Source organism: Bacteroides cellulosilyticus DSM 14838 (genome assembly GCF_000158035.1).
Lineage (GTDB): Bacteria > Bacteroidota > Bacteroidia > Bacteroidales > Bacteroidaceae > Bacteroides > Bacteroides cellulosilyticus.
This window is the reverse complement of the sequence record NZ_EQ973488.1, coordinates 19,609-29,729: the sequence shown is the minus strand read 5'-3', so window position 1 is coordinate 29,729 and position 10,121 is coordinate 19,609. Positions and strand designations below refer to the sequence as shown.

The following is a 10,121-nucleotide window of genomic DNA, read 5'->3' as shown; positions in this document are numbered from 1 at the left end:
TCATGGCCCGGTATAACTGCTCTACAAAAATCAGCCGCACCATCTGATGCGAGAAAGTCATTTTAGAAAGGGACATTTTCTCATGTGCTGCCTGATATACTTTGGGTGAGAAACCATACGGTCCACCGATAACAAATACAAGCCGTTTATTTACGGTGTTCATCTTGCGCTTCATATAGTCCGCGAACTCTATGGAGCGCATTTCTTTTCCCCCTTCGTCCAGCAATACAATCACGTCGCCAGGCTGGAATGCCTTGCATATCAATTCCCCTTCTTTTTCTTTCTGAACTTCCATTGAAAGACTTTTCGTATTCTTCAATTCCGGGATAACTTCCATTTCGAAGGATAAGTAGCGTTTAGTACGCTGTACATAGTCGTTAATGGCAGTTATAAAGTGCTGTTCTACAGTTCTTCCTACGACGAGTAATGTTGTTTTCATGCTGCTTACATTCTGATTTGTGCACAAAATTAGCGCTTTTTTATTGTATTTTACAATAAATGCTTACCTTTGCGTATCATTAATACTTGTGATTATGAAAAAACGAGTAGTTTTATTGTTGACCTGCCTCTTCTTATGGGTGTCCTCGATCTTTGCTCAGGACGTACCTGTGGGGGTGGTTGTGGCCTTCAAGAAGGGAAACTCTCAGGAACTAAACAGGTATCTGGGTGATAAGGTGGATCTGATTATCCATAATCGCACGACCAATGCTGACAAGCAAACGGCAGAAGGAACTATGGCTAATTTTTTTGCCGAGAACAAAGTCAGTAGCTTCAATGTGAATCACGAAGGAAAGCGGGATGAATCAAGTTTCATCATCGGCACTTTGGGAACCGCAAATGGAAACTTTCGAGTGAATTGTTTCTTCAGAAAAGTACAGAACAAATATGTTATACATCAAATAAGAATAGATAAAACGAATGAATAAGGAAGAAGAACTGATTGACAGGCTGATAGATCTTGCCTTTGCAGAAGATATAGGTGACGGAGATCATACCACCCTTTCGTGTATTCCCGCTACGGCAATGGGTAAATCCAAACTTTTGATTAAAGAGCCGGGTATTCTGGCTGGTATCGAAGTTGCCAAAGAAGTGTTCCGTCGTTTCGACCCTACTATGAAGGTAGAAGTCTTCATCAATGATGGAGCTGAGGTGAAGCCGGGCGATATAGCAATGGTAGTGGAAGGCAAGGTGCAGTCTCTGTTGCAGACAGAACGCCTGATGCTGAACATTATGCAACGCATGAGTGGCATTGCTACCATGACGCATAAATATGCCGAGAAACTGAAAGGTACGAATACGCGTGTGCTCGATACCCGTAAGACTACTCCTGGTATGCGTATCCTTGAGAAGATGGCTGTAAAGATTGGCGGTGGTGTAAATCATCGTATCGGACTGTTCGACATGATTTTGCTGAAAGACAATCATGTGGATTTTGCCGGAGGCATCGACAAGGCTATCAATCGTGCTAAAGAATATTGCAAGGAAAAAGGTAAAGACCTCAAGATAGAGATTGAAGTACGTAACTTTGATGAATTGCAACAAGTGCTTGATCTTGGTGGCATAGACCGCATCATGTTTGATAACTTCACGCCTGAAATGACAAAGAAGGCTGTGGATATGGTAGGCGGTCGTTATGAAACCGAGTCTTCGGGTGGTATCACTTTCGATACGCTGCGCGATTATGCCGAATGTGGCGTAGACTTTATCTCTGTAGGTGCTCTGACCCATTCTGTAAAAGGATTAGATATGAGTTTTAAAGCATGTTGACAAAGGCGAAAGGCTGTATTTAGAAAATAGCAAGAAGCCTCTCATAAGTTTGCCATCATATTGCAATCTTAATGAGAGGCTTTTTTCATAGATACTTGGAAAGTATGGAAAAGATAGATTGGAATAGGGTAAAAGCTACTATCAGAAATTGGAAGCCTGGCGAGTATATACGGCAAACTTCTATTGTTGTGATCGGTGTGCTGATAACCTTCGTTGGCAGTGAACTGGTCACCAGATGTTCGGAACAAGCGGATATTAAATCTACTATGTTGCTGATTAAGGATGAACTGAAAAGTAATCGGAAGAACTTTGAAGGTATTGTGTCTGAATTCAGCACAGATGAGCGCCTTTCTGCTTTGTTGGTGGAACATGATATGAATGTTCGGCTGATACCGGAAGATTCGCTGAAGCAATTTCGTTATTCTATAGGGCAGATTCGTAGTTTCTATTATACCCGGAATGCGCTGGACATACTTAAGAACTCTATGCTGATGCAGAAAATATCCGATAAAGAGTTTTTGCTTTCATTGATTGATGTTTATGAAGCATTAGAAGGATTTAAACTATCAATGAATGGGTATTATGATATGAAGGAAGATGCGGCTATTCCCTTTTATTTGACTTTGACTGATGAACAGACAAATACGGTTAATGAGGGAAAATGGGAAGCATGGGAAATATATCTTTCAGATAGGAAGTTGCGAAACTTTTTGAAAATTCCACAGGGATATTTTATTCCTGGCTATCAAGAACGTATAGAGCAAAAGATTGATAAGATGATTCAAACCATTGAACAGAAATATGGTTCAAGATAAATACTTATGGGAAATATAGATAAGATAAAGTCTACGATTAAAGGCTGGAGATTGGGAGACTATTTCCGTCAGTTCAGTATTGTGGCGGCAGGTATTATCGTTACCTTTTGGGGAAGCGATAAGGTTACGGAGCATAGTCGTCAAAAAGAGGTGCGGGCCGCGATGCAACTGGTGGCGGAAGAATTGGAGTATAACAGAAAGGAACTGCGTAATATAAAGCACTTGTTGGATATAGACAGGAACATGAGTTCTTTGCTAATAGAGCATAAAATGGATATATCGGGAATACCGGCGGATACTTTAAGTAAGTATGACAAGCTTTTCAATAATATGAGTGAACTCTCTTATAAAACCGATGCATTGGATGTCTTGAAAGGTTCTTCGTTGATGCAGTATATTTCTGACAAGCGTTTGTTGCAGGATGTATTGCAAACCTATTTTGAGTTGGGAAGGCGGAAGAAAGATGTCAGTGATTACTATGCAGCAAAAACGGATGTAATTATGAAACTTGCCATGTCCAGGAATTTTAAGTTTGCTTTGAAAACTAACAATAACTTGCTGGATCAAATCTCATTTCTTATAAGTAATGATCAATTTGTCAATTTTGTCATAATGGTACCCGGTTTCTTATACTGGGAAGAATTTGATGAACTGGATGAAATGCTTGACAAGCAGATACAGACTTTGAAAGCAAAGTATAAATAATCTCCATTCTTTAACTTCTTTTTAGATATAACATTGCAGCATTCTACGGAAAGCTGCGTCTAACTAACAAACGACGCGAAGAGGCGTCCGTAAAAAATAGCACTGACATTGGAAAATGAAATAGAACTGATAGAGGGCTGCCGGGCAGGAAAGGATTCCGCACGTAAGGAATTGTATACCCTTTATTCCAAGCAGATGCTTGCGGTATGCTACCGCTATACGGGCGATGAAGATGCCGCGCATGACGTACTGCACGATGGGTTCATCAAAATCTTTACCCATTTCACTTTCCGGGGCGAATGTGCATTGGCAACGTGGGTGACAAGAGTAATGGTGACACAGGCAATAGATTATCTGCGAAAGCAGAAACGCATCACCCAACTGGTGGTGAACGAAGAACAATTGCCTGACATACCCGACGAAGCAAGCATAGCCGATAGCGGTAGCCGCCTCTCCGAACAGCAGTTGATGGCATTTGTGGCAGAATTACCCGATGGATGCCGAACCGTTTTCAACTTGTATGTGTTTGAAGAGAAATCACACAAGGAGATAGCGGAAATGCTTGGGATTAAGGTACATTCATCCACCTCGCAACTGCATCGCGCCAAGAATTTGTTAGCAAAAAGAATTAAAGAATATACAGAGTATGAAAGGAAATGATGAAATAACCGGTTTGTTCCGCAGTCGCCTCTCTGGTGCAGAGATGACGGTGCGGGATGGCTTTTGGGAGGAGCTGAAAGGCGACCTGTCAAGAGTTGAAACCGATGCAACCAATACTTCTGCAGCTACTAAACGTTCTGTCCTCACTCCACGCTTCTACCGGGTGGCTGCGGCGGCTTCTGTAGTATTAGTGCTTGGAGCTGCTTCCGCTGCATTCTGGTACTTCTCTCCGAAAGATGAGATTCAGGAAGCATTCACCAAGGTGGCTACACTGACACCGGAAGGTAACTTGAATGGAGATGTGGTGCAGGAAAAGTTCCCCTCTATTCATGAGACTAAACCTACAGCGCAAAATCCTGGTCATAAGAATCCTGTACCAGTATCATCCGGAGGCATACTTGCTGCGAATGGTGATGATGAAGAGACTGTATCAGTCACTGTCTCCATTACAATTTCCCAACGCGTATATGGCAATCACCACCAAGGTAACGGAATGTATGGTCAAACAGCTTCATCAAGGAATGAAAATAATCATCGTGTCACGGCTACTGATCCCGCTGTCACAAATTCAGAGCTTGGCTCAGATTCCGATAAGGCGCTCCCCATTACCAATGCGGGTGGTTGTGCTAAAAAATGGGCTTTCAAAGCAGGTATAGGTACAGCGTTGCCAAAGGGGGACTTCGGGATACCGTTCACCGCAGGGTTTTCTGCTGAGCGTCATTTGAACAAACATTTTTCTCTGGAGGCAGGTTTGCAATACAACCGTCTTGACGGAGACCATGCGATACACACACTGGCTGTTCCGGTAAAACTGAATGCGGTGCTGGCAAGCAATTCTAAAGTAGACTTTTACGCTACATTGGGTGGTGCTGCCGAGAAATGCATAGCCGGAGCTGAAGACAATGGTTTTGGAGCAGAGCCTATACAACTTTCCATTGCGGCAGGTCTGGGAGTCCGTTATAAGTTGAACGACCGGATTGCTCTGTTTGCAGAGCCTACGGTATCTCATCATTTTGATACGGATTCGCAAACAAAAACGCTGCGAACGGAACGTCCAACGAACCTTAATCTACTTTGCGGTGTTCGTATGACATATTAACCTTAATACAATGCAACAATGAAAGCAATTTCTAATATACGTGCCGTAATGGCCATTTTGATATTCTTCTTTTCTCTTTCTTTTGTATCATGTACGGAAGAAACGTTGGACTACAATAATCCTGACGTGGATTTATTCGTCAAGCAACTAAAAGCTGGAAAATACTCTGTCGAAAGTCCGGAAGGTCTGAACACTATTCCCCGGTTTACTGTTGATGACATAGGGGACTTGTTGAAATATGCCGAAGATTTGACGGTAATTCCTTCTTTCCCATTGGCTCCGGTTTCTTATTCCGCAGGTGGCAAGCTTCGTTTAGGTGAGTGTATTTTGTGGACAGTAGAAACAATCCGTCTGGGGCAGAATGCCTCGATGGGGTGTAAAATGGTACATGTGGATGCAGAGAATTATGAAGGTATTTACTTCTTATCGGATGATGAAGTTCTGGATGCTTCCGCCCGTTATCGCCGCTGGTGGGAAAACCGCAAATACCCCCGTACGATGTGGACCATAGACCCTTGTTATGATGAACCGCTTTGTGGAAGCGGATATATGTGGTGGTAAGAAAATAAATAAATGAGAAAATATTGCACTATAATCGGACTGCTTTTAGTAGTAGTCCTTCCCGTTTGCGCTCAGAACTGGACACCTCAGGACTCTCTGCGATTGCGCCGTCTGCTGGATGGAGAAGGAGAGATTAAGCTGAATCCGGAAGTTCTGAAAGAGATGGGAGTACAGGAACCTCTGGGTAAACAGCAGATATCAATGGAGAAACAATGGCTGGATTTCAACACAACACTTCCCGAAATACCAAATACACCGAAGAAGAAAGTTGTTCTTACCTTGCGCCCGTATACTGCAACTACGAAGTACAATTGGGACCCGGTGTATCAGAAGAAGATTAAAATAGATAAGGACACGTGGCGAGGGGATCCTTTCTATGAACTTAAAATACTTCGCATTTATTCCGATTGGGCAAAGACGCCTTTCGAAAAGGGTGTCCGTAAAAGTATGGATGAAATAGAGGCAACCGGAATGCGCTACCGAATGACAGAACGGGCTAATAATATGGCTGTAGGTAGCTGGCAGGGTGCTAGTGGCGGTTTAGGATTTTCCGGTGATTTTATGGCACCTTTTACCAAAGAATTCTGGAACGTCAAGGGACGTAAGCGCCGTGCCCGTACGCTGGAAGTGTTACGTGCATATGGAGACTCGATAACGGTACGGGGTAAAGAACCTGTCAAGACGATTAAGAATTAAGGATTTGTATAATTTGAACATCCGGTGATATGTATGTTGTAAATTCGTATTTCCGGGTGTGTTTTTTATTACAATTCGCCTTTTCTTCCGAACCTTTCATCCTTTTTTCTTGTTTCTTCCTAATAATCCCTAAACGGAAAAACTATGAACAGAATTACTTCCCTTTTCGGAATTCGATATCCAATAATCCAAGGTGGTATGGTTTGGTGCAGTGGCTGGCGCTTGGCGTCGGCAGTAAGTAATGCGGGTGGACTGGGCTTGCTTGGGGCAGGTTCCATGCATCCTGAAACGTTACGTGAGCATATCCGTAAATGCCATGCTGCTACACATAATCCTTTTGGAGTCAATATTCCATTGATGTATCCGCAGATTGAAGAAATCATGCAGATAGTGGTAGAGGAAGGAGTCAATATAGTTTTCACTTCCGCCGGAAGCCCTGCCAAATGGACGGGATGGCTGAAAGAGCGGGGAGTGACAGTGGTGCATGTGGTCAGTTCTTCCCGCTTTGCGATGAAAGCCGAAGAGGCGGGTGTGGATGCTGTTGTTGCTGAGGGCTTCGAGGCCGGTGGGCATAACGGAAGGGAAGAAACTACCACTTTGTGCCTGATGCCTGCCGTGCGTGCTGCTACTACCTTACCATTGATTGCTGCTGGAGGAATTGCTACGGGTGAGGCTATGCTTGCTGCACGGGTGTTGGGAGCAGAAGGAGTACAAATAGGTACGCGTTTTGCATTGACTCAGGAAAGTTCAGCTCATGAATATTTCAAGGAATATTGTTTGCGTTTGCAGGAGGGGGATACCCGGTTATTGTTGAAGAAGCTTGCTCCGGTACGTTTGGTGCGGAATAATTTCCGTGACGCTGTAGAGGCAGCCGAAGCCGTGGGGGCTACACAAGATGAACTTCGTATTCTTCTGGCTCATGGACGTGCCAAGAAAGGGATTTTCTATGGAGATCTGGAAGAAGGAGAACTGGAGATTGGTCAGGCTTCTGCATTACTTTATGGTAAACAGATAGAGACGGTTGCTGAGGTGATGCAGGAACTGACGGAAGGGTATAGAAGAGCGTGGGATGCGCTAAAGGAATAAGAATTTAGCTATATGGGACGAATTTTTTTGAATAGGGGGAATGAAATGGAGTCATTTCACTTTTTTACCGTCCAAAATAAAAAATGGGGCTGTACGTCAATCTGTACAGTCCCATTTTTATGTTTTCCGGTTGTATCCCTATGATTTAGGTGTGCCGGAATTATTTGTTGTACTAGTTGGATTTACGGTAGGATTTGCAGTTGGTGTTGCCGTAGCTGTGCTTGTTGTGCCTGCTGCTGTTGCAGTGGCTGTTGCTGCGTTTGCTGCAACTTTTGGTTGTTCTTCCCAATGGAAGGGTTCGAAGTTAGTATTCGGATCAACCCAAGTCGGTTTCTTGCAAGCGTAAATGATGAACGGAGCTGCCACAACAACGATGGCACCGATAATCAATACGGAGAACCAAACTGTATTGCTACCCGTTGAAATCTGGCTGGGCGGGATAAAGCTCAGGATGAATGCCAACAGAGAACCACAGAAACCGAGTCCGCCGATGAACCACATCAATCCATTACCACCCTTACCGATACGGAACGGACGGTTCAACTTCTTCATCTTGTAACGCAATACGATAGCTCCTGTAAACATCAACATATACATGATAAGGTAAAGAACTACTGTCAACTGTGACAGGATCTGATAGAAGCTCTGTACGGAAGGCATTACTACGAACAAGAGGCTCAATACTGTTACAGCACCACCTTGTACGAACAGGATGTTCTTCTGTACACCCAGTTTGTTTGTCTTTTGGAAGAACGGGGGCATGTAACCTGCCTTACCTACGGCAAAAATACCTTTGGACGGACCGGCAACCCAAGTCAATACACCTGCCAGCACACCGAATGCAAGAGCAATAGCGATGATCGGTGATAACCAGGAAGCATGGATGTACTTGAAGTAATTGTCGAAACCAACCAGCAAGCTTTGTGTCAGACTGATGTCTTTGGCCGGAATGATAACACCCAGTGCGAAAGTACCCAGTACGAAAATGATAACTGTGATAGCTGCACCGATAAATACTGCTTTCGGATAATTTTTGGAGGGGTTTTCTATATCCTTAACGTGGATACCGCCCATTTCCATACCGGCATAAAAGAGGAAGATACTTGCGGCGAGTACGACGTTGTCGAAGTTCGTCAGATTGGGGAAGAAGCTGCTGTGGAAGTCCAGATTGGAGTGTCCGCCTGTAGCCAGATAAATGATCCCCAGGATAATCAGCAAGGCTGCCGGGATAATGGTACCAACCATACCGCCGACTTTGGCTACCTTACCTACCCATCCCATACCTTTCAATGAGATGAAAGTGGCGAGCCAGTAGATGATGAGCACTACGGCGAGTGTGTAGTACTTGTTACTTGCCAACGACATATCGTGTGCGTCGTTCATTCCGATGAAGGCGATGGATACAGCACCGAATGTCAATACGGTAGGGTACCAGATAGTACTCTCAATCCATTGTACCCAGATGGCAAGGAAACCGAGCCGCTTACCGTAGGCTTCTCCTACCCAGCGGAACACACCACCTTGTTTGTCCTGGAACATCGCAGCCAATTCCGCAGCGACAAGTGACGTCGGTATAAGGAATACGATAGCTGCAAATAAATAGTAAAAGGCCGAACTCATTCCGTACACGGCCTCGGCAGGTAGTCCACGTAGGGATACTACTGCCGTTACATTCATGATTGCGAGGGTGAACACACCCAGCTTCACTGTTTGTTTAATATTTGCCATAAGTTAAGGTTTTAGGTGAAAAATATGTTTTAAAATCAGTCTCTATAACAACGACCCGGTGGAGTTGTTTTCAGGGATAAAGTGAAAGTTGGTAAATTAACACTTAAACAAATGTCTTGTGCAAGACGTTTTAGGGCAATCGGGCAGAAATCAATAATATATTAAATCAGAATAAATAATAGGTATTATTATGAAAATGGCTCTTTCAGAATTTGCATTACGAGAGAAGGGAATTTATGGTGTCTTACACATTGTGATTCTGTTACTTTCGTTATTTTTAGTGGTTAGTATTTCAGTAGATACATTCAAGGGTATTCCTTTCTATACTCAGACGGTATTTATGAAGGTTCAGTTTGCCGTGTGCATCCTGTTTTTGCTGGACTTTATTTTGGAGTGGTTTTTAGCAAAGCATAAAGGACGTTATTTTGCTACTCACTTCGTTTTTCTTCTGGTAGCTATCCCTTACCAAAGCATTATTTCCTGGGCCGGATGGACGTTTTCAGAGGAAATCACTTATTTATTGCGTTTTATTCCTTTAGTGCGCGGTGGTTATGCGTTGGCCATTGTGGTAGGTTGGTTGACGTATAATAAGGCATCCGGTCTGTTTGTTACTTACCTGACGACTTTGCTTGCTACGGTTTATTTCTCCAGTCTGGCTTTCTATGTTATGGAGCATGGGGTGAATACATTAGTTACAGGCTATGGGGATGCTTTGTGGTGGGCGTTTATGGATGTAACGACGGTTGGTTCCAATATTATTGCTGTGACGGTGACGGGGCGTGTACTGTCAGTTCTGCTAGCAGCATTGGGGATGATGATGTTTCCGATATTTACGGTGTATGTGACGAGTCTGGTGCAAAAGAGGAATCAGGAGAAACAAGAGTATTATAAGGAGTTGCAGGGAGGGGATATAAAGTAATGTTGTGTGTGTGTACTTTTTCTTTCGGCTTGTCCCGAAAGAAAAAGATACCAAAAAGAAAGGGATCCCGGCTACGTCTCCGGTG

At 43.7% G+C, this 10,121-nt stretch carries 12 protein-coding genes; 10 read left to right on the top strand and 2 right to left on the bottom strand.

The window, feature by feature from the left end; translation table 11 throughout:
• The coding region (gene rlmH, locus BACCELL_RS01360; RefSeq protein ID WP_007209690.1) for a 23S rRNA (pseudouridine(1915)-N(3))-methyltransferase RlmH at positions 1-439 on the bottom strand (439 nt) is incomplete at its 3' end.
• A 94-nt stretch (positions 440-533) separates the two neighbouring features.
• Between rlmH and BACCELL_RS01355 the strand changes: the two genes are divergently transcribed.
• The 9 genes from BACCELL_RS01355 to BACCELL_RS01315 all read left to right on the top strand — a co-directional run bounded on the left by BACCELL_RS01355 (position 534) and on the right by BACCELL_RS01315 (position 7,389).
• Positions 534-926: a DUF4783 domain-containing protein gene (locus BACCELL_RS01355; protein ID WP_007209689.1), complete on the top strand. Its 393-nt coding sequence runs from the start codon at positions 534-536 to the stop codon at positions 924-926.
• Positions 919-1,767 carry a carboxylating nicotinate-nucleotide diphosphorylase gene (nadC, locus tag BACCELL_RS01350; protein WP_007209688.1) on the top strand — a complete coding sequence of 283 codons (849 nt, stop codon included), beginning with the start codon at positions 919-921 and terminating at the stop codon, positions 1,765-1,767. The genes BACCELL_RS01355 and nadC overlap by 8 nt, the downstream gene beginning before the upstream one ends.
• A gap of 104 nt (positions 1,768-1,871) precedes the next feature.
• Positions 1,872-2,582, top strand: a complete 711-nt coding sequence (locus BACCELL_RS01345) for a hypothetical protein (RefSeq protein WP_029328855.1) — start codon at positions 1,872-1,874, stop codon at positions 2,580-2,582.
• A gap of 6 nt (positions 2,583-2,588) precedes the next feature.
• The gene (locus BACCELL_RS01340) at positions 2,589-3,287 is read left to right on the top strand and encodes a hypothetical protein (protein ID WP_007209686.1); all 699 of its coding nucleotides are present in this window, start codon (positions 2,589-2,591) and stop codon (positions 3,285-3,287) included.
• 108 nt (positions 3,288-3,395) lie between these two features.
• On the top strand, positions 3,396-3,947 hold the full coding sequence (locus BACCELL_RS01335; protein WP_007209685.1) for an RNA polymerase sigma factor: 552 nt from the start codon (positions 3,396-3,398) through the stop codon (positions 3,945-3,947).
• Entirely contained in the window at positions 3,934-5,046 is a 1,113-nt protein-coding gene (locus BACCELL_RS01330) for an outer membrane beta-barrel protein (protein ID WP_007209684.1), read from the top strand. The genes BACCELL_RS01335 and BACCELL_RS01330 overlap by 14 nt, the downstream gene beginning before the upstream one ends.
• A gap of 18 nt (positions 5,047-5,064) precedes the next feature.
• Positions 5,065-5,607: a DUF4943 family protein gene (locus BACCELL_RS01325; RefSeq protein ID WP_007209683.1), complete on the top strand. Its 543-nt coding sequence runs from the start codon at positions 5,065-5,067 to the stop codon at positions 5,605-5,607.
• Positions 5,608-5,619: 12 nt separating this feature from the next.
• Positions 5,620-6,303, top strand: coding sequence for a DUF4858 domain-containing protein (locus tag BACCELL_RS01320; protein ID WP_007209682.1), 684 nt, complete (start codon positions 5,620-5,622; stop codon positions 6,301-6,303).
• Positions 6,304-6,447: 144 nt separating this feature from the next.
• Positions 6,448-7,389, top strand: a complete 942-nt coding sequence (locus BACCELL_RS01315) for an NAD(P)H-dependent flavin oxidoreductase (protein WP_007209681.1) — start codon at positions 6,448-6,450, stop codon at positions 7,387-7,389.
• A 138-nt stretch (positions 7,390-7,527) separates the two neighbouring features.
• On the opposite strand, the gene gadC is transcribed toward BACCELL_RS01315, so the two are convergent.
• Positions 7,528-9,117: a glutamine/gamma-aminobutyrate antiporter GadC gene (gene gadC, locus BACCELL_RS01310; RefSeq protein ID WP_007209680.1), complete on the bottom strand. Its 1,590-nt coding sequence runs from the start codon at positions 9,115-9,117 to the stop codon at positions 7,528-7,530.
• A gap of 190 nt (positions 9,118-9,307) precedes the next feature.
• Between gadC and BACCELL_RS01305 the strand changes: the two genes are divergently transcribed.
• Positions 9,308-10,036, top strand: coding sequence for a potassium channel family protein (locus BACCELL_RS01305; RefSeq protein WP_007209679.1), 729 nt, complete (start codon positions 9,308-9,310; stop codon positions 10,034-10,036).
• Positions 10,037-10,121: the final 85 nt, after the last annotated feature.